Source organism: Oceaniferula marina, from assembly GCF_013391475.1.
Taxonomy (GTDB): Bacteria; Verrucomicrobiota; Verrucomicrobiia; order Verrucomicrobiales; family Akkermansiaceae; genus Oceaniferula; species Oceaniferula marina.
Map to the genome: position 1 here is coordinate 253,110 of NZ_JACBAZ010000004.1, position 21,254 is coordinate 274,363.

Genomic DNA, 21,254 nt, shown 5'->3' on the forward strand with positions numbered 1-21,254 from the left:
GACTAGGAAACGTGCTGACCCCGGTATGCCGAGGGCGTCACCCCCACCATCTGCTTAAAGACCTTGGAGAAATGATAGGTGTCTGAAAAGCCGCAACGATCGCTGATGTCGTAATGCTTGAGGTTCGTCTGACAAAGTAACTGCTGCGCCAAATGCACTCGACGACGCATCACGTAACGCATCGGTGTCACCTGAAAATCACGCTTGAACACCCGGCAAAAATGCTCCGGACTCAACCCCATTTGTTCGGCCAAAACATCAAGCCCCAAGCCCTCATGCAAGTGGCTGTCAAGATAGCGGAAAACCGGAAGGTAACTCGCACGGTCGTGCCGCAGCAACGAATCACTGTCTGCCGCTAAAAAAGGCATCAACAAGCCCAACAGCTGCTGCGTACGCTTCAATTCGCCCCAACCACTGTGCACCTCCATCGCCGCCAACAACTCTCGGAAATTGGACTCCACTTCTTGCCTCGATTCCACTTTCAGTTCACGAGGCACCCGCAGCATCTCAAATAACCCAATGCCATCGTGCATCTCCGCACGAAAATGGCACCACATCAATGTGATCGACTCCTCACAGCGGTGCCGGTGAAATACATTCGAAGGAATCAAATACAGATACCCTGGCCGCAAACGCAGCACCTCATCGTCAAACTCCAGAACGGCCTCCCCCTCCTCAACATAATACAAACGGGCATAGTGCGTTCGAACCGACTGATTTTTCCATTCTCGCCCCAACTGCATCCGATATCCGCATAATACATGAAACGATGCACCAGAAAACAAAGGATCATACGGGATATTCCTCCATCGGTAACCACCTCCAGCTTCTTCTTGAGAGATAAAGTCCATATCAATGAGATACAAAAACAACACAAAACCTTACATTGATGAATGCCCTTCTCTTTCATAAGATGTTGTCGGCTATGAAAACGACCGACCATACCGTTCCATCCGCGTTTCAAATCAACGAACGACTTGCCTACTTACGCGAACGCCGAAACGAGCTCGCACGCAGTCACAAACGCGACCTCTACTGCGACAATGCCGAGTTTCTCATTTACCACTGGTCGGGCAAGGCCGAAACCTTCGCCGCCGCAACAGGTGAAAATGCTGCCAGCGAAGATGAACGCATCAATGTTGGCGACCACACCTGCCGCATCGATGTCGGAGGCCCCTTCCCCTACGCCGATCAAATGCCGTCGAAAGTCGAAGGCTACGAAGCAACCGTCACCAACTGGGCCAAAGATTATGCGTATTTCCTCCGCCACAGTGAGGCTGAAGTCCACCCGCATGAACAAATCGTCGGCGAATACCACTGGCAGCTTGATGAAGCCCGTCACTACAAATTCCCAGACTCCCACGCCCGGCTCGGCCTGAAGGCCAGAGAACTCGGCGCCGGCGGGTTCAGCCTCGCCCACACCTGCCCGGACCTCTCGATTGGCCTCGAACTCGGCTGGTGCGGCCTGCTTGAAAAAGTCCGCAGCAACCGCAAACGACTGTGCCAACATGGTGACGAACAAGGTGTCTCCTACCTCGATGCCAGCGAGCAAATCATCCTCGCCATCATCGACTTTATCCAACGACACAGCGACAAAGCGGCCCAACTTGCAGAACAAACTGACGATCCGGAGCTGAAGAAATCCTACCAGACCACCGCCGAAGTCTGTGCGCACATCGCCGAATCCCGCCCCTCCACCTATCACGAGGCGCTCCAATTCATCTACCTGTACATGATCTGTGAGCGCATCAACGGACACGGAAATGGCTACGGGCGTTTCGACCTTCTCCTGAACCGTTTTTACCAGCACGACAAAGCCGAGGGCCTCATCGACCGCGACCGCGCCCGTGAACTCATGGCCGAATGGTATCTAAAATACGGCCCGCACCTGAGCTACGGAGGCCGACTTCAGGATGGATCGGACGCCACCAACGAGATGAGCTGGATCGGTCTCGAAGCCTACGACATGGTCGGTGGATATAATCAATTCGGAGTCATGTGGCACACCGACATCGACCCAGATTTCTGGCGCTACTCCTGCGACGTCGTTGGACGCCACGGCTGCGGTGTTCCCGCTCTGGTGAACTACGATGTCATCCACGCCTCCGAACTACGCAGCGGCTATAAGCCCGAAGACGCCTGGAATGTCTCCTACAGCGGCTGTCAGTGGTACTGCGGCGTCGGGCGGGAATACCAGGATCAGGATGTCAACTGCGTCGTCCTGATCAGCCCGATGCAGCGGGCCATCAATCTTGCAATCGAGAAAAACGTCAGCCATTGGACCCCATTCTGGGACATCTACTGCCATGAGGTTGATCGCACCTGTGACGCTCTCGTCGATTTTAAAAATGAAGCCTACAAACACCATGCGCAGCTCTGGCCGGAAATGGTCTGCTCGCTGATGATGCATGGCCCGATCGAAAAAGGCCGCGACATGACCGACTTCGGAGCCGTTGATTACAACTTTGTCTCGGTCAACGCCCTCGGCGTCCCCAACGTCGTTGACTCACTCTACGCGATCAAATCCGCAGTCTTTGAAAACAAAAAGTTCACTCTGGAACAAGTGCGTGACGCCTGTGCCCGTGACTGGACCGGCGACGGAGAAGAAGCCATGCGCCTTAGCCTGCTGAATCTACCAAAATTCGGCAACGATGAAGATGGCGTGGATGCGATGGCGGTTCAAGTTTCCGAGCAACTGCGCGAAGTCCTCGAATCCAAACGTAATATCAAAGGAGGCAACTTCCGTCCGTCTCTGTTCCAATATATGGGTCACACGGTTGCCGGCCCCTACCTCGGAGCCACCCCGGATGGCCGCAAAAAATCCGAACCTCTCGCCCATGGTATGAACCCAATGCACGGGCGAAATAAAAACGGTATGACCGCGACTGCCAACTCGTTCTGCAAACTCGACTTCGCCAAGTATCAAGGGGGCTCGATGCAAATCGAACTCCATCCAAGCTACTTCCCGGAACACGTCGCACGAGGAGCTCTCGTCGACAACTTTGCCACGGCCTTCATGCTGAAAGGAGGCGTCCAGATCAACCTCAACGTTTTCGACCTCGAAGAACTGCGCGACGCCTACGAACATCCGGAAAAAACCGAATACGACGACATCGTCGTCAAGGTCACCGGTTACTCCGCCCACTTCACCAAAATGGACCGCCAGTTCCAAAAAGAATTTGTTGAACGCGTCAACTACGGCTCGCTTGAAGACTAAATCACCCAATGCGTATGCTTCCACGGATCGAGCGAAAAGGCCACACCTTCAGTGTGCGCCGCATGCAGACACACGACGGTCCGGGAATGCGCACCACCATCTTCCTAAAAGGGTGCTCCTTACGCTGTGCCTGGTGCCATAACCCGGAGGCAATCAGCAGCGTGAGGGAAGTCTGGTGGCACGCCGACAAATGCATCGCCTGCCAGGACTGCATCACGGCGTGTCCGAAAAATGCGCTAGAGCTGGCAGCCGAGGGCATGCGCATTGATCGAGAGCTCTGCAACGGCTGCTACCGCTGCGTCAACGCCTGCCCGGCGAAGGCAATGGAAGCCTTGCGCGAGGACTGGTCGATCGACGAGCTCATGCGTGAAATTGAAAAAGACTCAATGTTCTACATCACCGGTGGTGGTGGCATCACGGTGAGCGGCGGCGAACCTCTCTCCCAGTGGCGATTTACCCGCGACCTCCTTCAACGCTGCCAGCAAAAGGGAATCCACACAGCCATCGACACCTGTGGCCATGGATCAGCCGAAGCAATCGAAGCCCTGCTGCCACACTGCAAGCTCATCCTCTTCGACCTCAAAATTGCCGATCCGAAAATGCACACACAATGGACCGGGGACGACAACGCCCGCATCCTCGATAACTTGCACATCACAGCTCGCCACGTCCGCCAACGTGACGACCTTCAACTTTGGATTCGCACCCCGCTCATTCCCTCTGTGACCGCTACCGAAGAAAACATCACCGGCCTTGCCCACATTATTGATGCCGAATTCAATGACACGATCTCCCGCTGGGAACTCTGCACATTCAACCCGTTATGTGCTAACAAATACCATCAACTTCATCGAGTATGGCCCTTTGAGCATGCGCCCTTGATGAGCCACTCGGAAGCCCAGGCGCTCCATCAGACAGCCACAACTCAATGCCGACTGAACAAGGCCCAAATCATACTCAGCGGCAGGACTCGAAAAGGATAATCCAACGGGCTCGAGCCCTTTAATTACCGAGCTTACACCTTGACACCACCAAGCCCCCACCTATAGATTCCTTCGCCATGCTCAAAGGAATATCACCGATTCTATCACCCGAACTGCTAGCCACACTCTGCCGCATGGGCCACGGCGAAGAAATCCTGCTCGCCGACGGGCATTTTCCAGCCCACGAATTCAGCGACACCGTGATCCGGGCCGACGGACTTAGCATCCCGGACTTACTCGATGCCATCCTCCCTCTCTTTGAACTCGATGCCTATGACCCTGCGCCTGTCATTACGATGGAAGCCGTTGAAGGCGACAGCCTGGCCCCAACAGTCGAAGGTTCCTACGCCGAAGTCATCGCACGCCACAGCGAGCTCAACCCGAAGATTTCACGGCTCGAACGCTATGCCTATTACGAGCGCGTTCGCAACGCCCACGCCGTTGTCGCCACCGGCGATGTCAATAAATACGCCAACATCATCCTGAAAAAAGGAGTCACCCCGATCAGTTCATAGAAAACTCGTGCCCGATCTATCAGTCCAATCAAACAAAACAACACCATGTCTGAACAAAAACCAAGTGCCATCGTCCCGAAAAGCATCCTTTTCCCCTTTATTTTGCTCTCTACCTGCTTCGCGATGTGGGGGCTAGCTAACAATATGACGGACCCGCTGGTCAAAGCTTTCCTGAAAATTTTCCCGGAACTCAGCACAGCCCAAACAGCCTTAATTCAAAATGCCTTTTATGGTGCTTACTTCGTCTTGGCCATTCCGGGTGCCGTCATTGCGAGAAAATTTGGCTATAAATGTGGTGTACTGGCAGGTTTGGGTATCTACATCCTTGGCGGATTGCTTTTCTATCCAGCCAGCTTGATGCTCTCGTTCACTCCGTTTTTGTTTGCCTTTTTCGTGCTCGCCGGCGGACTTTCCATCCTTGAGACAAATGCCAACCCCTACATCATTGCCATGGGACCAGAGGAAACGGCAACCCGCCGCCTCAACCTCGCCCAATCATTTAACCCAGTAGGATCCCTGATCGGTCTCTTCCTTTGCAAGTTTGCCATCCTGACAAAACTTGAAGTGGTTAATGCCCGCATTGAAGAAGGTATGCCCGCAGACGAGGTTCAAGCAATCCAGGTAGAACAGCTCAACATCGTCATGACGCCTTACTTCATCGCGGCGCTCGTGCTGATTGTTTTATGGGTCATGATCGCGACCAACAAAAAAATGCCCGTAATCAAGGAGCACGATAAAAAAGCCCACGTTGGCGAAACCATTTCTTTCCTCTTGTCCAAGCCAAACTACATCTTTGCCGTCGTCGCCCAGTTTTTCTATGTGGGAGCACAAATCGCTGTTTGGACCTACACCTTCCACTACATCACGGGACAACTGGGAGTCGCTGACAGTGAGGCGATGAACTATCATATGATTGCCATCATTTCCTTCTCACTTTCCCGCTGGGTCTTTACCGCATTAATGGCGTATTTCAAACCCAGCACACTCCTCGCATTTGCCGCAGGGATGGGAACCTTATGCTCACTCGGAGTAATCTTCGGCGGAGATAAGATGGCCTTCCAAGGGTATATTCCCTTCGTCGGTGAAGCCCCATTTACCTTGGGTGTCATTTGTTTGATCTCCACATCTGTCTTTATGTCTCTGATGTTCCCGACCATCTTCGGTCTGGGATCACGAGGCCTGGGTGAAGCTACCAAACTAGGGGCCTCGGGACTGATCATGGCCATTCTCGGTGGAGCGCTACTCACACTGCTACAAGGTAAGCTCATCGACATTTTTGGTGGCAGCGAAGAAGGGATGATGGGAGCAGCAGCAGCCAAATCCTACGTCGTTCCACTTGTTTGCTTCATCGTAATCGCAGTGTATGCCATCTACTCGATGAAATCCACCGATGAAGCCCAATCTGAGTCCGCATAATTGACCGAACCTTTCAAAAGGACAATCAAGCCCGGAGATCGCTTCTCCGGGCTTTTTGATGTCTAGAACTTCGACACATCGAGCGTTCTTGATCAAAAGCAGAGCACAAGTTACTCATTCCTGCGTTTATCTTCCGATCTTGATTTTCACGCTGGACAAGCGTCAACATCCCACAATGATGCGATCTCCTTAATGATCCAACTCTTCCCTTATGCTTAATTCTGTTACGAACTACTTTTCCGAGTTCAAGGTTCTGAAAAGCGCCTCCAAAGACTTCTGGCTAACCAATGCGATTCAGTTTTTTGATGGGCTGGCGTATTTCTCGATGATCACGGTTTTAGCCCTCTACCTCACAGACAACTGTGGGTTTAATGATGTCAATTCTGGCGTCTGGGTGGGTATTTTCACCCTCTACATTACCGCCTTTGTCTTTGCCGTCGGCTCCATCTGCGATACCATCGGCATTAAAAAATCTCTCTATATCGGGCTGGGACTACTCGCCGTCTCCCGGGGGATTTTGGGCTTTGCTCCAGCCTACATCAGCTCCTACGGTATCAAACACACCGCAGAATCGATATTTACACGTTTTGGAGTCACCAACCCTCCTGAGTTTTTTCTCGCAAGTGATCTCGCCTGGAGTGTCAAAGCCGCCATTATCATCATGGCGCTTGGAACCGCCTTTATGGGGCCGGTCATCATGACTTCCCTACGGCGTTTCACCAGTAAAGATACACGGGCGACTGGGTTCAATGTCTATTACCTGCTGATGAATATCGCAGCCATCATTGCCTCAGCAATCGTAATCGATGGCTTCCGCCGCACCTTTGGACCCGTCCAAGGAAACCTTGCCATTCTTGACTTTGGTTTTGTGATGTCTATTTGCGCTGTCGTCTGTGCTTCCAGAATCGATGAAGACAATTACGCGGAAGAAAGTGAGCGTGTTACCAATCAAGACGAAAACCGTCGCCCACTTGCCATTTTTATGGAAGTCTGGAGAGAAAAAGCATTTCAAAAACTACTGCTTTTCCTCACCCTCACGATCGGCGTCCGACTGGTCTTCACCCATCAGTTTCTGGTGATGCCCAAATATTACACCCGCCTCCTCTACAGCGACTTTGAGCTGGGGCTCGCCAACTCGATCAACCCGACCATCATCGTCATTGGTTTGATTATCCTGATCCCGATCATTAACCGCTACTCAACCATCAAGTTGATCATCGTCGGCATGACCATATCCGCAGCATCTCTGATCCTACTGGCCATCCCCATCGATTGGGTGATGAGCCTCCCCGGCATTAACAACCTGACCCAAGCCTATCTCTTTATCATCGTCACTCAAATCCTGGTTTTTGCGATCGGAGAACTTATCTTCAACCCTCGGTTCATGGAATACATCGCATCGGTCGCCCCTCAGGATCGAGTCTCATCCTACATGGCGCTATCCGCACTTCCCACATTTATTTCCAAGCCCATCAATGGATTTGTCAGCGGCATTCTCATCTCACGCTACTGCTATGATGGGGTCCGTCCTAAAATCGAAACGGGCAACATTTCCTACACCGATTCCCCTGAATTCATGTGGATGATTTACCTTCTCCTTGCGGTGTTGAGCCCAATCGCGGTCATAGCTCTGCGAAACTTTATTACCAGCGAACCTGCAGCCGCCACAGAGGCCACAGAGGATGAAACATCGAAACCTGATCAGAAAGGAGCTGACCATGAATAAACTGAAAACCATTCTTTTTGACGGATTCATTCTCTTTTTAGCATCTACTATTTTTGTATTGATTGCCGACTACGGCTTTTCATTCCTCAAGGACAAAGGTGTGAAAGACGCTCCACTAGTCACTGCTATCAACCAGGAAAAAATTGAGAAACTCACCTCCCTGGCCGAGTCAGGATCGCTCGATATCAACCAGCTCGATAGCCATAAGCGAACCGCTCTGATGCGAGCAGCCTATGTCAATTACGACTCTCTCGACCGCACTGCGGAAGCCGATAAAAAACGAGCTCCAATGATCCCGGTCCTAATCACCAACGGTGCGGCAATTGACCAACAAGACAGCCATGGGTGGAGCGCTTTGATGTGGGCGTCATGGAGTGGCATGCCTCTTGTTGTGGAACAATTGCTCGAGGCCAAAGCCTCTCATGAACTGGTCGGACTGCAAGGGCACACTGCCCTCACTCTGGCGGCGATGCGCGGTAATGCCAAAGTCATCGAAATGCTCACTCAACACGGAGCCAATACCCAAGTGCAAACCAAGTCAGAACAAATGGCGATCGACCTCGCCACTCTGGGAATGAAGAAATACCCCGATAAAGAAGCGGGATATAAAAAAATTATCACCCTGCTCTCCAAGCCATAAGATCACTCGTCTTTACTTTTCCCCCGCTCCTCAGTGACCACGGCCAGCATGTCGTAAATGGCAAGCAAGATGATCATCAGGCCGTAGATCATCGAGATCCCCCACCAAATCAGAAACAGCCAGATATGGCTGCCGAGCCAGCCAGACAAGGGCCAGGCGCCCAGAGCTACCACGACCAAGAGCACCAGCACAAGCTGCATCAGGATCTTACGGCGCATCTCACGCGAGTGGAGAATCATCCGGGCCAGCCCCATACACACCATCACCCAACTTGCTCTCTTGTTTGCCATCGGCAGAACCCTACAGAGGATAAGGGCCAAATACCAAACTCCAAATACCAAAAAGTAATCGTAGGTCTGAGCCCGGCATACCCCCTTTTGCCTGTTTTCAGTGTCTTCCATGGTTTCCGCCATCATCGACCCGTAGAAAAATTCGTCAGATTGGTGCGATTCGTGGTTTAAAAATTGTCCGGATCCGTTATGAATCCCGCGCCATGCTTGATATCAAAGCCATCCGCGAAAACGCCGACAGCATCAAATCCCGCCTCGCAACCCGCGGCGGCGATGCCCACCTCCTGATCGACGAAGTCCTCGCCTGCGACGAAACCCGACGCAAGGCCGAGACGGACAAACAATCCCTGCAATCCCAGCGGAAGCAAAGATCCAAACAAATCGGTGCCCTCATGGGTCAGGGCAAGGCAGACGAAGCCGAAGCCATCAAAGAAGAGGTGCGGAACATTGGTGAACAAATCGCCGAACTCGACAAGACCTCCGAAAAAGCAGGCAGCCGCCAAAGTGAGCTCCTGATGAGCATCCCGAATCTTCCCCACGCTGAGTGCCCGATCGGTGCCGATGAAACCGCGAATCCGGAACTGCGCACCTGGGGTGAAAAGCCGGACATTGCCGAACCTCTCGACCACGTTGCGCTGGCTGAAAAACACGGCCTGATCAGCTTTGACGATGGCACCCGGATCACCGGATCCGGCTTCGTCGTCTACCGAGGCAAAGGCGCACGGCTCGAACGCGCCCTGATTCAGTTCCTACTTAATACCCAGAGTGAGGAACACGGCTACGAAGAAGTCAACGTGCCACACATCATCAAACGTGAGTGTATGGAAGGCACCGGTCAGCTTCCCAAGTTCGAAGACGACATGTATGGGATCGAAGAAAACTCCCTGTTCCTCGCCCCGACCGCCGAAGTTCCAGTCACCAATCTCTACCGCGAAACCCTGCTCAAAGAAGAGGAACTCCCGGTCAAGCTGACCGCCTACACTCCCTGCTTCCGCCGCGAAGCCGGAAGTGCTGGACGTGAAAACCGCGGGATCATCCGCATGCATCAATTCGACAAGGTAGAACTCGTGCAAATCATCCACCCGGAACAATCCGCCGACGGACTCGAAGCCCTCACCGGACACGCCGAGGCCATCCTGCAAAAACTCGGACTCCACTACCGCGTGATCGAACTCTGCACCGGAGACATCGGATTTTCTTCGACCAAAACCTACGATATCGAGGTCTGGTCCCCAGGACAAAACAAGTTCCTCGAAGTCTCGTCCTGCTCGAATTTCGGTGACTACCAAGCAAGAAGAATGCGCCTGCGTTTCAAAGATGCCGATGGCAAAAACCAGATTTGCCACACCCTGAACGGTTCTGGAACCGCCTTACCCCGGCTCTTTGTTGCCTTAATTGAACAATACCAACAGCCGGACGGCAGTATCCTCATCCCCGAGGCTCTGGTCCCTTACTTCGGGGCTGAGAGCATTGCTTGATCATCGGCCTTGGGCCGGGGCCAGCGGGTTTCAACTCTTCATCTTGCGATAGAGGAAGAGAAGAACCACGGCACCGAGGGTAGCGGTCAGAATACTACCCACGCCGGGAATCATACCACCGGGGTTGCTTGCAGGCAAAAAGTCCAGAATCTTTCCAATCCAGCCACCGACAAAAGCCCCGGCGATACCGATCAACACGGTAACAAAAAAACCACCCGGATCATTCCCCGGCATAATCCACTTCGCCAAGGCTCCGGCAATCAAGCCCAATAATATCCATCCAATCATCGCTGTTGCTCCTTTATCGTCGTTTGGTTTTTAATGCTCGGTTTTCTTCCACGGGTGCAAATAAGCATGATGCCCATGCCAATCCGGCAATTCATGGGCCGCCCAGGCAACGGCTGCGATATAGGCCACCGGAACAACAATCAACGCCACACCAAAGGTTGCGAGGGATAACAGACCGGTGACAAAAATCATCAGAAGGTTCCCTCCGATCAATATGCCAATGCCTGCCAAATAATGATGCTTGTAGAGGTGTCCCACTCCCGGGATCACACTCAAAATGGCCGCAAACAAATCGCGGTCCTGCTTTCTCAAGTGAATAGGTTCCATCATTTTCTCCTTTCTGGGGATTCGTACCATGGACTATACACCACCCCAAGCAAGACTCCAAGCATAAACCACTTCGATTCAACCACTTAAGACCATGCCCACACCAAAACACGGCACCAAACCAGAGCCAAGCAAACACCCCTTGCGTAACAAGCGGGCATTTCAAAACGCCCTGATCCGCTGGTTTGAGACGCATGGTAAAGACTACCCCTGGCGCCAAACCACGGACCCCTGGGCCATCCTCGTTTCCGAGATCATGCTCCAGCAAACCCAGGTCAGCACGGTGCTCGGAAATCAGGAGAACCATGCCCGCGGTGGGCACTTTGCCCGTTTTATCGCCCTCTACCCATGCCCTCGCGCCATGGCCGAAGCCTCGGAACAGGAAATTCTGAAAGCCTGGGAAGGGCTGGGCTATTATCGGCGGGCCCGAAACCTCCACGCCGCAGCCCGAGCCATCACCCATGAGTACAATGGGGTGTTCCCACTCAGCCACGATCTCATCCTCGCACTCCCCGGCATTGGCCCCTACACCGCAGGTGCCGTCAGCTCGTTTGCCTACAATGATGCCCAAGCCATCGTTGATGCCAATGTCGCCCGGGTTTTCTCCCGGCTGTTTGATTTCCAAGAACGCATCGATACAGGACGCGGCCAAAAACAACTTTGGCAATGGGCACGGGAACTGGTTTCCAACTCCAACCCCAGAGCCTACAACTCCGCGCTGATGGAGCTCGGCCAGACCCATTGCTCAAACCGGTCTCCGGACTGCATGCTCTGCCCGGTCCGTCATTTCTGCCAAAGCAGCAAACCCGAATCCCTCCCAGTCAAAAAGGCAGCCACCAAGGCAACCCGCACCACCGAACACGCCCTGTTCTGCCAAGACGCCCATAGCCGCATTCTCCTCAGTAAGGAACCCGAAGGCAAACGAAGGGAAGGAATGTGGCACCTCCCCCGGCGCCAGCAAAGCGACACTCAGGATCTCCCCGTCACACTGAGCACCAAGTATACTATCACGCGCTATCAAGTGACCCTGCACATCCACCGCTGCCACCCGGACGCTGTGACGCTTGAAAGCCACGATCAATGGCACACAATCGAAACACTCGAGAACCTCCCGATGCCCAGCCCGGACCGACGAGCATTGGAACACCTGATCCAAGAAGCCCAAGCATAAAACGCAAGGCCCAAGCTTGCCTTTTTTGCTTTTTTTAAAGACTAATTTACTTCTAGGTTTTCAAATTCGGATTCCTTGTCTTTACTTCCGGTGAATCATGAAAAACTCATTCACTCACAATCTCCCGGACAACAAAGGATACTTTGGAGAATATGGCGGCAGTTTCATCCCCCCCCAGCTGGAATCAATCATGGCTGAGATCTCGGACGCCTACGATGCCATCGTGCAAGAGGAATCATTCCTCGAGGAACTCAACGACCTCTATCAACACTACGTCGGCCGGCCAAGCCCGATTTTTCATGCCAAAAACCTCTCCGCCAAACACGGTGCGCAAATTTACCTCAAGCGGGAAGACCTCAACCACACCGGAGCCCACAAAATCAACCACTGCCTCGGCGAAGCCCTGCTGGCAAAAAAGATGGGTAAAACCAAACTGATCGCAGAAACCGGAGCTGGACAACACGGTGTTGCCCTGGCCACGGCGGCTGCCCTCGTCGGCATGGAATGCGATATCTACATGGGTGAAGTCGACATTGCCAAAGAGCACCCGAATGTCGTGCGCATGCATATCCTCGGAGCCAAGGTTGTCCCGGTAACCCACGGCCTCAAAACCTTGAAGGAAGCCGTGGATGCAGCGTTTGAGGCTTACCTCACCGACCCCGTCAACCAATTCTACGCCATCGGCTCGGTTGTCGGCCCCCACCCGTTCCCCAAAATGGTCCGCGATTTCCAATCCGTCGTCGGCAACGAAGCACGCCAACAAATCCAGACCATGACCGGAAAGCTTCCCGACCATCTGGTGGCTTGCGTCGGCGGAGGGTCTAATGCCATGGGCCTCTTTTCCGCTTTCCTCGATGATGAATCGGTTGCCATGCACGGCGTGGAGCCCGCAGGAACCGACATAGAAGTTACCGGAAAACATGCAGCCACCATCAGCAAGGGAACTCCCGGAGTGATGCATGGGTTTAAATCCTACATGCTCCAAGACGAAGGTGGTGAGCCTTCTGCGGTTTACTCGGTTGCCAGTGGTCTCGACTACCCGTCGGTCGGCCCCCAACACAGCTATCTCAAAGACATCGGACGCGTGCAATACGCAACGGCAAGCGACCAGCAAGCGATCGACGCCTTCTTTGAACTCTCTCGCACCGAAGGCCTGATCCCGGCCATTGAGTCCTCCCATGCCGTCGCCCATGCCACCGTGGTGGCTCAAAACAACCCGGGCAGCATCATTCTGGTCAACCTCTCAGGCCGCGGAGACAAGGACATCGACTTTGTCGTTGATCAATATGGCAAAGACTACGGGATTGGGTAGCTCAACTCTTGACTCGGAGCCCCGGCTTCGGGACTCTCACCCCGTGATCAACAAAGCCTTTATTCTGGGAGCCGGACTAGGAACCCGGCTCCGCCCCCTCACCGAGGTTTGCCCTAAACCTTTGGTTCCTATCTGGCACGAACCGATGGCAAACCACGCCCTTCGGCATTGCCAGAACGCCGGCATCGATCACTTTGCCATTAATACCCACCACCTTCCGGAAAAATGGCACGAGACCTACCCGGAGGATTCCTTCAACGGCTCATCGCTCCAATTTTTCCACGAACCCACGCTCTTGGATACCGGAGGCGGACTACGCAACATTACCCACTTCATCGGCTCCGACCCCATCCTCGTTTACAATGGCGACATCCTCACCGATATCGATATCCGCAGATTGATCCGGCAGCATGAGCAATCCAACAACCTGGCCACACTCGCCCTCCGATCGTCAGGGGACAACTGCAACGTCAACATCTCCGGTGAACAGGTGACCGATATGCGCAACCTGCTCGCGACCACCCCAGGAACTCACCAGTTCACCGGCATCTACTGCATCAACCCCGGGATTCTCGATCTCATTCCAGAAGGTGAAGTCGTCTCGATTGTGCCTGCCTTTATCGAACTCATCCAGCGACAGCAACTCGGAGCCGTCGTGCTCGATGAGGGCGACTGGTGTGATATCGGAACCCCGGAGGCATACCGGGCCGTCCATCAAAAACTCCGGAATACCCATCCCGACCCGATCCATCCGGAAGCCATCATCCACCCCGACGCAACAATCGACAGCTGCATTATCGGCCCCGGAGCCAAAATCGGGGCCCATGCCCGACTCCAAAACTGCATCGTCTGGCCCGGGGTGCACGTCCCCTCTGAACGCTCGGCAAGCGACTCCATTCTTTGCCACTAAATCAACTGCTTGACACATAAAACCAAGCCATTAACACTGCGCTCCCCATGCCCACAGACACCCTACTCACTGCGATCCGAACCCACCTCGATCTGAGCCCCACCCACACCTGCGTGATCGAACCCATCACCAAAGGAGCATCAGGGCGCACCATCGTCCGCCTGCACCCCGAGGGGTTCCCGACCTACATCGGTATCCACTACACCATGGAGCGCAAAGACAATGCCAACTACCTGCCGGTGTCTGAATTTCTACGCGGAGCCAAGTTCAATGTGCCGGAAGTGATTTATGACAACCCAGGACGCAGGGTCGCCCTGATCGAAGACCTCGGAGACCATGATCTGCTCAGCATGAAAGAGGAACCATGGGAGGTTCGCGAACCCATCTACCGCTCTGCCCTCGAGCAGCTTGACAAACTTTTCTACACTCGTCCCCCCAAGGACCTTGAATTCCAACCGGAGTTCGACACCGATCTCTACCGCTGGGAACAAGAATACTTCTTTGACCAACTTGCCGACGAATTGCTCGACATGAACCCGGCCATCGTCGACGAGCTTTCCGAACACCCGGCTCTTGCCCAAATGGCCAAAGATCTCGGAGCGTCCTCGCGCAACCTCGTCCACCGGGACTTCCAATCCCAAAACATCATCGCCAAAGACGGAAAAGCCTGGCTCATCGATTTCCAGGGGATGCGCCGCGGCCGTCAGGAATACGATCTCGCATCATTGATCTACGATCCCTACATGAACCACAGCAAAGAGGATCAACAAAAACTCCTCGATCTCTGGGAGGAAGTCTCCGAAGAAGAACCCATCGCCCCAATCTTGCAAAAATGCGCCACCCAACGGCTGATGCAAGCCATGGGGGCTTTTGCCAAAATCGGACGTCAACCGCATCAGGAATGGTATCTCCAGCAGATCCCTGTTGCCGCCAAGATTCTCGCCGATGTGGTCGCAGGTTCGGATGTCGAGGAAGCGCTCAGCCCCGTCATTGAGGCCGTCGCCGAGCACTTCGCCTGATTTTCGGGTAAACTTCGCAGATCTCCAGGTCACTGAGTATCCTGCGCCCGGTGGATACTCGCCTACACCATGAAACTGAGCACCGTCACAGCCCGATTCATTATTGCCCTGATTACTATGGGCATGGGCACGGCGATGCTCCTGATTGCCTATTTTGCTCCTTTTTCATCCGGCCCGAGCAACGCCCTCAACTCACTGGACGCCCGTTGCATCAAGGCTATTTTTTCCGCCAGCACCCGGGTGACGGATTACCATCCGGACGAGCGAAGCATTAGCGTGCGTGCACTCGGAATCCACCCGGAACAAAGCAAACCTATCCAGCGGCTGCTGATCACGGACGACCCGGAACGCATTTTCGAATCGTCTCCACCATCTCCGCTCGATTACGCTGTTATGCTCGAACACTTGCATGATCGTGGGTATCGCCATGTGTTACTGGCCACCCACATGAGCTGGGATCGAGAACAAGACTATGAGGATGCTAAGGATGATGGGCTCGAGGGCTTTGACGAAAACCTGCTGTCGATCCATGCCCTGAACACCAAGCTCGCACTCTTTGAGCAATCAGCCATTGGTTTCCCGGTCACCCGAGGTGCTCAGGACCAAACCATCCCGGAACCGCTCAAACGCTCATTAATCCCCTACGCCCAAGTCTCTGGCAACCATCAGTTGATCCCCATGGTCAATCAAGTGCCCCTACCAAGCCAAGTGCAGGGAGGCCCTCACACGCTGGGCGGATTCAACCGGATTGAAAGCTCTCCCTCCTCATCCGACACCACCCCGCTCCTGGCCCATTGGAGCCAAGACGGCTTAATTCCCTCGCTCGCCCTGCTCGCCATCATGCAAGCACACAACGTCCCCCCGGAAGAGCTCCACATCGATTGCGGCAAGCGTATTATTCTAGGCCATGACGGCCCCCATATTCCCATCGACGAATACGGACAAACCCCGGCACCGGATCCAGGCAGCAGCGCACTCGGAAGAAAACCTGCCCCCGCCACCATTGCCCACGAGCTCATCACCACCCGGGAAAAAGACCAAGGTTCAAATAAGTTAGAACAAAGCACCGCCTCCGCAATGGTCCTGATCATGGCCAAAGGAGCGATTGCTTCCCAGATCAACCTCTACGATGAGGAACATCTGGCCCAACTCCCCATTCTCTGTGAAACCCTACCGACCCCCGGTGAGGACACCTGCTACCAACGACTCCCCTTCAGCCTTGAACTCGCCCTGATCGTCGGTCTTAGCCTCATCCTCTGTCGATATCTCACGCTGTCCCCATATTACCGGCACTTGGCATTTACACTGACCATCGCTCTGCTTATGATCGCTGTCCTCATTCTGGTAGAAACCCGCCACCAATGGTTCGGCCTCTCGGCACCCCTGACCGCCCTCCTGACCGCCTGGCTGACCTCAAGCCAGATTAAAAAAACAGAAACCACAGAGTAAGGCGACCACTTTACGCACAACAACGCCGAACACAAAAACCCGGAAAGCCCCCCATCGCTCATAGCCGACTCACCGACTCACCGACTCACCGACTCACCGACTCACCGACTCACCGACTCACCGACTCACCGACTTCCTGACTTCCTGACTTCCTGACTTCCATCCTCCATCTTCCCATGTCTCTCGATACCACCATCCACAAAGCGTCCACCCTCATTGAGGCCCTTCCCTACCTGCAATCCTTTCGTGGACATACCTTTCTGATCAAAATGGGAGGATCCGCCATGGATGACCCGGAATTGGTCAAAAAAGTCATGCGCGACATCGTGTTTCTTGAAGTTGCCGGCATCAACCCGGTGGTCGTTCACGGAGGAGGCAAGGCGATCTCCGCAGCCATGGCCAAATCCGGACTGAAGGCCGAATTCATCGGAGGCTTCCGGGTCACAACCCCCGAAGCCATCGAAATCGTCGAACAAACACTCTCCCACACCATCAACCCAGGATTGGTCGAAATGATCAGACATTTCGGTGGCAAAGCCGCCGGAGTCCCGGGAACCGACGTCTTTCTCGGTGAGCGCATCCAAGCGAAAAACGACAGCGGACAATCCGTCGATATCGGTCGCGTCGGCCAGGCCGTCGGCTGCCAATTGGAAAAAATGCAGGAAGCTCTGGACGCCGAAATCGTCCCGGTCATCTCCCCGCTGGCATCCGAGCTAGGCACCGGCAAACCCCTCAACGTCAACGCCGACCTCGCCGCAGCCGCCCTCGCCAAACAACTTCGGGCTACCAAGCTCGTCTACCTTTCCGATGTCCCCGGCATTCTCAGCGACCCCAGCGATGAAAGTTCCCTCATCCCATCCATCAACCCGGAGGGCGCCAAACACCTCATGGCCGACGGCACTATCTCCGGAGGAATGCTGCCAAAAATCCAATCCGCCCTCGATGCCATCCACGCCGGAGTCGGCAAAGTGCACTTCATCGACGGCCGTATGCCCCACTCCCTTTTACTCGAAATCTTCACCCAATCGGGAATCGGCACCGAGATCACCGGAACTTGATCCGAGCAAAACCATTGCCGCATCATAGCGACGCAGCCACGTGTGTATTTTTATAAAAAACATACGTTTAAATTGTCTCATTTTCGGATTGTCAGAGTCCCGCACATGCTTATGATGCCGCCGCTTTGAAGACAGACGAAAGTCGTTTATCTCGACGTTCTTAGCCACTTTTTCTTCACCCTTCAGACCATGAAACGCGCGCTCAAACTCAGGGTTCTCACTTCTCTTATCCTTCCCTTGTCCTTGGGAACTTCCCTACAGGCACAAACCACGACCGACCCGGTCGGAGTCGTCAAAATCACCATTGATGCGGCACCGTCAGAAGGAGCTTCCAAACTGACAGCCATCTCCGCCACCCTGCGCAACAGCATCTCCCACCAGGGATCGGCAACGGCCATCGGCAGCTTTGGAGCCAATGTGCAAACACTCGAAACCGGCGTCACCACCTGGACCGCCGACCAATGGACCACAGAAGCCCATCTCTGCTACATCGAAAATGCAGCCGGTGCCGAGGAAGCCTACCTCATCACCTCCATGGATGAAAGCACCGGCCAACTCACCCTCTCCACCACCTTCGACCTCACTGCCCGCTACACCGCCACCCCAACGTTCCGGATTGTGAAAGCGTGGACTCTCGGCTCACTCTTCGGAACAGATGCAGTTCCATTTGCAACTGCAAGCTCACCCACGGATGCTGATAATGTGTATGCTTGGGATGGTTCTGCATGGATCACCTACTTTCACAATGGTTCTTCATGGCAATCACCTGCCACTTCCTTCGGAGGAGATGCTAACGATACAGTAATTTTTCCGGATGAAGGCTTACTGGTAATGAGAAAAACGACTACTGATGTTACGATCACAATCAATGGAAGCGTGCCAATCAAACCCCAAATCAGCACAATTCCTGGAAACGGTCTCACTTTTATCAGTACTCGGTATCCTGTAGGAACCACTCTCGTTCAAACAAATATACACAATCATGAAGGTTGGACCTCGGCCAGCTCCCCAACTGATGCTGATATCATATACATTTGGAACAACACCTCAAATTCATGGACTACCTACTGGCATAACGGATCTTCTTGGCAATCCCCCGCTACCTCCTTTGGAGGAAATGCTAACGATGAAGCTATTGCGGCTGACTCAGCGATGTTCATCTACAGAAAAACAGAGGCCTCCGCGGAAAACGCAGGCCATACACACCCCATGCCATACACTCCGAACTAGTGTATGCTGATTGATATTTAACAAAGCAATAGTCACTCCATTACAATCTGATGAAGATCCCGACGACATCTCTTTTTGCAATCACCCTGCTAAGTACATATACTCATCTGCACGCAGCATCAGCGTCTTACTGGTTAATCAACAACCAAACCGGTAATGAATTTAAAGATCAATTTGGAGTAGCCTTGGATTCTGGAACTCCGAACACTGAAAATGGAAACGGCACAGTTTTTCAATTGGGCTATTTTTCGATCAGCACAAGTGCCTTTACCGGCGATTGGATGCCCATCGCCGGCTTAGATTCGGCCAATGCATCCCTCACTCTCAACATCGGCGATTTTGATGCCCAAACAGGCAGCACTCCGATTCCTGACGGACTCTATTCAACAACGGTCACGTTTGACAGTGAAACAGGCAAAGATGTAGGCCTCCCATCGGCTGATACTCAACTTGCAATCCGCTTCTATAACGGAAATGACCCAAGCTCAAATCACTACAATACAGTAACCCGATCAGGGTGGACATTTACACCCCTCTCTGATCAAGGGTCAACGACTGCCCTTGATATATCTGGAGCTTCGCAAGGAACCTTGATGTGGCAGGACGGTGGAGCCAACGCATTCAAAACCACCATCGTGGCCGTGCCTGAACCGGCAAGCTTCACCTTGCTCGGACTGGGAGCCCTTGGCCTGGTATTCAGGCGCCGTCGGTAAGCATCTATTGACAATCCATTTTCACCAAACGGACGGCGCATCTGCGGCGTCCGTTTTTTTTGTTTCATGCAATAGCCAGATACAGCACAAGCGGTAGGGCGGATTGGCCTCAATCCGCAGTCGGCACCACACCATCAGCGGTTTGCCCAAGGGGACCACTGCCATTGTTGCCATGGAGCCTTTAAAGCCAGCCATTATGCGGGTGGCAAAGCCAGCAGCCCAAAGTACCAATCCCATGTCTGCCACCCCCAGAACATCCAGCACACAGCACCAAAGGCAAGGCTGGGGCCAAACGGCAGACGACTGCCAAATCCCATCCGCCCCAAAATGGCGAGGACAATGCTGAACAGGCAGGCGGCAAATACGGTAAACAGGACCGACTGCCATCCGAGGCAAGCACCGAGCATCCCCATCAGATACACATCCCCCATGCCCATCGCTTCACGAGGAATCGTCACTTGGCGAGCTTTGCCGGACAGCGACTTTAATTCCTCAATCATCAAGGTTTTCCCTTTGACCTCAATCCGGTCCCCCTTGATGACCAACTCCTTGGCCTTGATCTTTTTCCCATCCACCCGGAACCCACTTCCCTCAATGATCAGGCGGTCACTGTCTCGGAAAAATAAATACGACCAGCCGTGAGCCTCGCCATCGATCACAAAACATAGCTCCTGATAGGTGTCATCACCTTCAACCTCCTCATCGGGCTCACGCAGCATCCACTCGACCGGTTCATCAAAGCGCATGTTCTTCTTACCAAAGGCGAGCTTTCCAAGAATCACCACCGCATACAAGCCCCCGAAACCTGCTAAAAACCCCAGCACAGACATCCACAAGCCTTCACTCCAGGACGTAGCCCGCAGATGCTCTTGAATCAAAACGCCGGCCAACAACCCCAGACCAGTCCCCAACCAGGTCACGGAAAGTGGAATCACCATCAACTCAGCATCAACAAAAACAACCACCACCAGCAAGGCCATCAACGCCATGTAGAACAAGGCAAGCGCTGGAGATGCGGGAAAGGCCACCCACATCAATAAAAACAAACAAGCGGTCAGCAGCTCCACGAGAAAATAGCGAAAGGGAATCCGACAAGCACACTCGGCACACTTGCCGCCTTGCAATAACCAGGTCAGTAGCGGAATGTTCCGATACCAAGGGATCTCCTTTTCACATTGAGGGCAAAACGAGCGCTTCGGCTGATTGACGGATAACCCGCGCGGGAGTCGGTAAATCGCAACATTCAAAAATGACCCCACACAAGAACCCACCAGAAAAGCAGATACCACAAACAGAGGATGCTGCCAGTTCACAGCATGCATCGCATCAAAAAATCTCGGCATGCCGCAGGCTACTTCAAGATGAAGCACGAATCGAGCGAATCGAACGAATTTTTTCTGTCCTCTGTCCTCTGTCCTCTGTCCTCTGTCCTCTGTCCTCTGTCCTCTGTCCTCTGTCCTCTGTCCTCTGTCCTCTGTCCTCTGTCCTCTGTCCTCTGTCTTCAAGTCTTCA

20 protein-coding genes are annotated in these 21,254 nt (G+C 53.6%); 15 read left to right on the top strand and 5 right to left on the bottom strand.

The window, feature by feature from the left end; translation table 11 throughout:
• Positions 1-2: 2 nt before the first annotated feature.
• Positions 3-851, bottom strand: coding sequence for an AraC family transcriptional regulator (locus HW115_RS11335; RefSeq protein ID WP_178932962.1), 849 nt, complete (start codon positions 849-851; stop codon positions 3-5).
• 74 nt (positions 852-925) lie between these two features.
• Between HW115_RS11335 and HW115_RS11340 the strand changes: the two genes are divergently transcribed.
• From HW115_RS11340 to HW115_RS11365, 6 genes are all read left to right on the top strand, one after another.
• Positions 926-3,217, top strand: coding sequence for a pyruvate formate lyase family protein (locus HW115_RS11340; protein ID WP_178932964.1), 2,292 nt, complete (start codon positions 926-928; stop codon positions 3,215-3,217).
• Between the two features lie 14 nt (positions 3,218-3,231).
• Positions 3,232-4,200 (top strand): glycyl-radical enzyme activating protein, encoded by a 969-nt coding sequence (locus HW115_RS11345; RefSeq protein ID WP_178932966.1) that lies wholly within the window; start codon positions 3,232-3,234, stop codon positions 4,198-4,200.
• A gap of 77 nt (positions 4,201-4,277) precedes the next feature.
• Entirely contained in the window at positions 4,278-4,715 is a 438-nt protein-coding gene (gene fucU, locus HW115_RS11350) for an L-fucose mutarotase (RefSeq protein WP_178932968.1), read from the top strand.
• Between the two features lie 45 nt (positions 4,716-4,760).
• On the top strand, positions 4,761-6,131 hold the full coding sequence (gene fucP, locus HW115_RS11355; protein WP_178932970.1) for an L-fucose:H+ symporter permease: 1,371 nt from the start codon (positions 4,761-4,763) through the stop codon (positions 6,129-6,131).
• A gap of 211 nt (positions 6,132-6,342) precedes the next feature.
• Positions 6,343-7,857: an MFS transporter gene (locus HW115_RS11360; protein WP_178932972.1), complete on the top strand. Its 1,515-nt coding sequence runs from the start codon at positions 6,343-6,345 to the stop codon at positions 7,855-7,857.
• The gene (locus HW115_RS11365; protein WP_178932974.1) at positions 7,850-8,497 is read left to right on the top strand and encodes an ankyrin repeat domain-containing protein; all 648 of its coding nucleotides are present in this window, start codon (positions 7,850-7,852) and stop codon (positions 8,495-8,497) included. The genes HW115_RS11360 and HW115_RS11365 overlap by 8 nt, the downstream gene beginning before the upstream one ends.
• A 2-nt stretch (positions 8,498-8,499) precedes the next feature.
• On the opposite strand, the gene HW115_RS11370 is transcribed toward HW115_RS11365, so the two are convergent.
• A complete protein-coding gene (locus HW115_RS11370; protein WP_178932976.1) occupies positions 8,500-8,898 on the bottom strand; it encodes a hypothetical protein in 399 nt (132 codons plus the stop codon).
• A 92-nt stretch (positions 8,899-8,990) separates the two neighbouring features.
• Here HW115_RS11370 and serS point away from each other — a divergent pair, with 92 nt between their 5' ends.
• Complete coding sequence (gene serS, locus HW115_RS11375) at positions 8,991-10,265, top strand: serine--tRNA ligase (protein ID WP_178932979.1); 1,275 nt, start codon at positions 8,991-8,993, stop codon at positions 10,263-10,265.
• Positions 10,266-10,295: 30 nt separating this feature from the next.
• On the opposite strand, the gene HW115_RS11380 is transcribed toward serS, so the two are convergent.
• Both HW115_RS11380 and HW115_RS11385 read right to left on the bottom strand, forming a co-directional pair.
• A complete protein-coding gene (locus HW115_RS11380; RefSeq protein WP_178932981.1) occupies positions 10,296-10,553 on the bottom strand; it encodes a GlsB/YeaQ/YmgE family stress response membrane protein in 258 nt (85 codons plus the stop codon).
• A 30-nt stretch (positions 10,554-10,583) separates the two neighbouring features.
• The gene (locus HW115_RS11385) at positions 10,584-10,883 is read right to left on the bottom strand and encodes a hypothetical protein (RefSeq protein ID WP_227021444.1); all 300 of its coding nucleotides are present in this window, start codon (positions 10,881-10,883) and stop codon (positions 10,584-10,586) included.
• A 91-nt stretch (positions 10,884-10,974) separates the two neighbouring features.
• On the opposite strand from HW115_RS11385, the gene HW115_RS11390 reads away from it, so the two are divergent.
• The 8 genes from HW115_RS11390 to HW115_RS11425 all read left to right on the top strand — a co-directional run bounded on the left by HW115_RS11390 (position 10,975) and on the right by HW115_RS11425 (position 19,742).
• Complete coding sequence (locus HW115_RS11390) at positions 10,975-12,051, top strand: A/G-specific adenine glycosylase (protein ID WP_178932985.1); 1,077 nt, start codon at positions 10,975-10,977, stop codon at positions 12,049-12,051.
• Positions 12,052-12,148: 97 nt separating this feature from the next.
• The gene (gene trpB / locus HW115_RS11395; protein ID WP_178932987.1) at positions 12,149-13,363 is read left to right on the top strand and encodes a tryptophan synthase subunit beta; all 1,215 of its coding nucleotides are present in this window, start codon (positions 12,149-12,151) and stop codon (positions 13,361-13,363) included.
• Entirely contained in the window at positions 13,338-14,273 is a 936-nt protein-coding gene (locus HW115_RS11400; RefSeq protein ID WP_178932989.1) for a sugar phosphate nucleotidyltransferase, read from the top strand. Before trpB ends, HW115_RS11400 begins: the two co-directional genes overlap by 26 nt.
• Positions 14,274-14,320: 47 nt before the next feature.
• Complete coding sequence (locus HW115_RS11405) at positions 14,321-15,292, top strand: phosphotransferase (protein ID WP_178932991.1); 972 nt, start codon at positions 14,321-14,323, stop codon at positions 15,290-15,292.
• Positions 15,293-15,361: 69 nt separating this feature from the next.
• Complete coding sequence (locus HW115_RS11410; RefSeq protein ID WP_178932993.1) at positions 15,362-16,741, top strand: hypothetical protein; 1,380 nt, start codon at positions 15,362-15,364, stop codon at positions 16,739-16,741.
• 176 nt (positions 16,742-16,917) lie between these two features.
• Positions 16,918-17,799, top strand: a complete 882-nt coding sequence (gene argB, locus HW115_RS11415) for an acetylglutamate kinase (RefSeq protein WP_178932995.1) — start codon at positions 16,918-16,920, stop codon at positions 17,797-17,799.
• A 189-nt stretch (positions 17,800-17,988) separates the two neighbouring features.
• On the top strand, positions 17,989-19,029 hold the full coding sequence (locus HW115_RS11420; RefSeq protein WP_178932997.1) for a TIGR02597 family protein: 1,041 nt from the start codon (positions 17,989-17,991) through the stop codon (positions 19,027-19,029).
• Between the two features lie 50 nt (positions 19,030-19,079).
• Positions 19,080-19,742: a PEP-CTERM sorting domain-containing protein gene (locus HW115_RS11425; protein WP_178932999.1), complete on the top strand. Its 663-nt coding sequence runs from the start codon at positions 19,080-19,082 to the stop codon at positions 19,740-19,742.
• Between the two features lie 194 nt (positions 19,743-19,936).
• Here the strand turns inward: HW115_RS11425 and HW115_RS11430 are convergent, their stop codons facing one another.
• Positions 19,937-21,085: a prepilin peptidase gene (locus tag HW115_RS11430; protein WP_178933001.1), complete on the bottom strand. Its 1,149-nt coding sequence runs from the start codon at positions 21,083-21,085 to the stop codon at positions 19,937-19,939.
• Positions 21,086-21,254 lie beyond the last annotated feature (169 nt).

What these genes read in the sequence shown, in the direction of transcription:
- HW115_RS11335 (WP_178932962.1), bottom strand. Translation starts at nt 851, where the DNA reads ATGGACTTTATCTCTCAAGAAGAAGCTGGAGGTGGTTACCGATGGAGG.
- HW115_RS11340 (WP_178932964.1), top strand. Translation starts at nt 926, where the DNA reads ATGAAAACGACCGACCATACCGTTCCATCCGCGTTTCAAATCAACGAA.
- HW115_RS11345 (WP_178932966.1), top strand. Translation starts at nt 3,232, where the DNA reads ATGCTTCCACGGATCGAGCGAAAAGGCCACACCTTCAGTGTGCGCCGC.
- fucU (WP_178932968.1), top strand. Translation starts at nt 4,278, where the DNA reads ATGCTCAAAGGAATATCACCGATTCTATCACCCGAACTGCTAGCCACA.
- fucP (WP_178932970.1), top strand. Translation starts at nt 4,761, where the DNA reads ATGTCTGAACAAAAACCAAGTGCCATCGTCCCGAAAAGCATCCTTTTC.
- HW115_RS11360 (WP_178932972.1), top strand. Translation starts at nt 6,343, where the DNA reads ATGCTTAATTCTGTTACGAACTACTTTTCCGAGTTCAAGGTTCTGAAA.
- HW115_RS11365 (WP_178932974.1), top strand. Translation starts at nt 7,850, where the DNA reads ATGAATAAACTGAAAACCATTCTTTTTGACGGATTCATTCTCTTTTTA.
- HW115_RS11370 (WP_178932976.1), bottom strand. Translation starts at nt 8,898, where the DNA reads ATGGAAGACACTGAAAACAGGCAAAAGGGGGTATGCCGGGCTCAGACC.
- serS (WP_178932979.1), top strand. Translation starts at nt 8,991, where the DNA reads ATGCTTGATATCAAAGCCATCCGCGAAAACGCCGACAGCATCAAATCC.
- HW115_RS11380 (WP_178932981.1), bottom strand. Translation starts at nt 10,553, where the DNA reads ATGATTGGATGGATATTATTGGGCTTGATTGCCGGAGCCTTGGCGAAG.
- HW115_RS11385 (WP_227021444.1), bottom strand. Translation starts at nt 10,883, where the DNA reads ATGATGGAACCTATTCACTTGAGAAAGCAGGACCGCGATTTGTTTGCG.
- HW115_RS11390 (WP_178932985.1), top strand. Translation starts at nt 10,975, where the DNA reads ATGCCCACACCAAAACACGGCACCAAACCAGAGCCAAGCAAACACCCC.
- trpB (WP_178932987.1), top strand. Translation starts at nt 12,149, where the DNA reads ATGAAAAACTCATTCACTCACAATCTCCCGGACAACAAAGGATACTTT.
- HW115_RS11400 (WP_178932989.1), top strand. Translation starts at nt 13,338, where the DNA reads ATGGCAAAGACTACGGGATTGGGTAGCTCAACTCTTGACTCGGAGCCC.
- HW115_RS11405 (WP_178932991.1), top strand. Translation starts at nt 14,321, where the DNA reads ATGCCCACAGACACCCTACTCACTGCGATCCGAACCCACCTCGATCTG.
- HW115_RS11410 (WP_178932993.1), top strand. Translation starts at nt 15,362, where the DNA reads ATGAAACTGAGCACCGTCACAGCCCGATTCATTATTGCCCTGATTACT.
- argB (WP_178932995.1), top strand. Translation starts at nt 16,918, where the DNA reads ATGTCTCTCGATACCACCATCCACAAAGCGTCCACCCTCATTGAGGCC.
- HW115_RS11420 (WP_178932997.1), top strand. Translation starts at nt 17,989, where the DNA reads ATGAAACGCGCGCTCAAACTCAGGGTTCTCACTTCTCTTATCCTTCCC.
- HW115_RS11425 (WP_178932999.1), top strand. Translation starts at nt 19,080, where the DNA reads ATGAAGATCCCGACGACATCTCTTTTTGCAATCACCCTGCTAAGTACA.
- HW115_RS11430 (WP_178933001.1), bottom strand. Translation starts at nt 21,085, where the DNA reads ATGCCGAGATTTTTTGATGCGATGCATGCTGTGAACTGGCAGCATCCT.